A 1,395-nucleotide genomic window follows, 5' to 3' on the forward strand; every position below is an offset into this window, starting at 1 on the left:
TGCGCGACCTTGAAGCGGACAAACAGGCGAGCGCGTTATTCAAAAAAGATCCGGAATTATATACAAAGTCGGTACAAGAGGCGGCAGACAAACAAGGTCTTGGCGCTTTTTTTGTTGATGCTAACGCGCTTATGGAAACAGAAAATGGCCGCAATATCTTGAATAACATGGTAAGCAGTAATATCGTGTCGGAACAAGCCTTGCAGACGGCAATTGAAACGGAAGGCCGGCTGGAAGTGCCGGTTGGCGTATATTTGCAAGAAGATTTTACGGAACAGGAACGGGCGGCGGTAGACAAGGCAAGCGCGTGGACGCAAGACGGAACGACACAAGCGGAAATGGCGGCGCATTGGGAAAACATGGCCGCAAGCAAGTACGCGCAAGAACTGCAAGACGATATTGACAGAATGATCCATGCGACCGATCGCGTGTTGGCTGATAAATTTTCAGCGGCGGACGATGCGGACAAAGAAACAATCCGGCAGGTACTTGTGGCGAATCCGCTGGACTTGGGCGCGGCGCGCAAGACGGTACGCAAGGGAATTATAGACGGTATCGAACAGGAGTTTGCCGATCAACTTAATAGCATGCGCAAAGACTTGGCGGACGGCGCAATTGAACTTGTTCCGGGGCGTGATTCTGTTTACGATCAGGACAGAATGTTGCGCATGTCAAGCAATCCGCAATGGTATAAAGATTTTTACGCGACATATAAACGCAAGCCGCGAACAGACGAATTTTACAGAATAATGCTTGACGAAGAAGAAAAAGAGGTGCAATATTTCCGGTCAAGCGGCGTAATCAAAAGCGAACAAGAATACGAGGACGCGTTACAACAGATCGAAAACGGGCGCAAAATGGTCGATGCGTTGAACACGATAGACGCCTACAAAGATACGTTTGACGAGTTGCAGAAAGAAAAAGCCGTGTCCTTGCGCATGTACTTATCTCCGGACGAAATGAAAGTGTACGACGATGTAAAAAAATACATGGATAACGTCGGCGGAGACGCACAGGAAAGCGCACATCAGGCGGCTTATTTGTGGGCAAAACGCGCTAAAGTATTTACGCAAATGATGCACGACATGGGGCATACAGACTTTGTCGCGACAGATTATCTTGACATGCACCCGCTTTTTGCTATGAACGAATATACACCGGACGCGGCGGACAAAATGGCGGCGCAGTATCTACAACAAGATAAAACCGTGACTTTTATCACGGAGAAAGAGCGCGCCGAGTTCGAGCGGGAAGGTGAAAGGTTTATCGCCGTACTAAATGATGATACGGTTTCGGATAGGCAGATGATTCACTTAACCACCGCCCCCGAAATATTAACAGCGTTAGGGTATACGAATAAGGATATCGTTATTTCCAAAGGGCTGGCGCTTAATA

Annotated in this window: 1 protein-coding gene; it reads left to right on the top strand. The window is 48.2% G+C overall.

Annotation, left to right across the window (positions count from 1 at the left end; all coding sequences use genetic code 11):
* Positions 1 to 1,395, top strand: a 1,395-nt coding sequence (locus KH813_RS06695) for a hypothetical protein (RefSeq protein ID WP_303994564.1), incomplete at both ends; no start/stop codon positions are given.

Source organism: Negativicoccus succinicivorans (genome assembly GCF_018373335.1).
Taxonomy (GTDB): domain Bacteria; phylum Bacillota; class Negativicutes; order Veillonellales; family Negativicoccaceae; genus Negativicoccus; species Negativicoccus succinicivorans_A.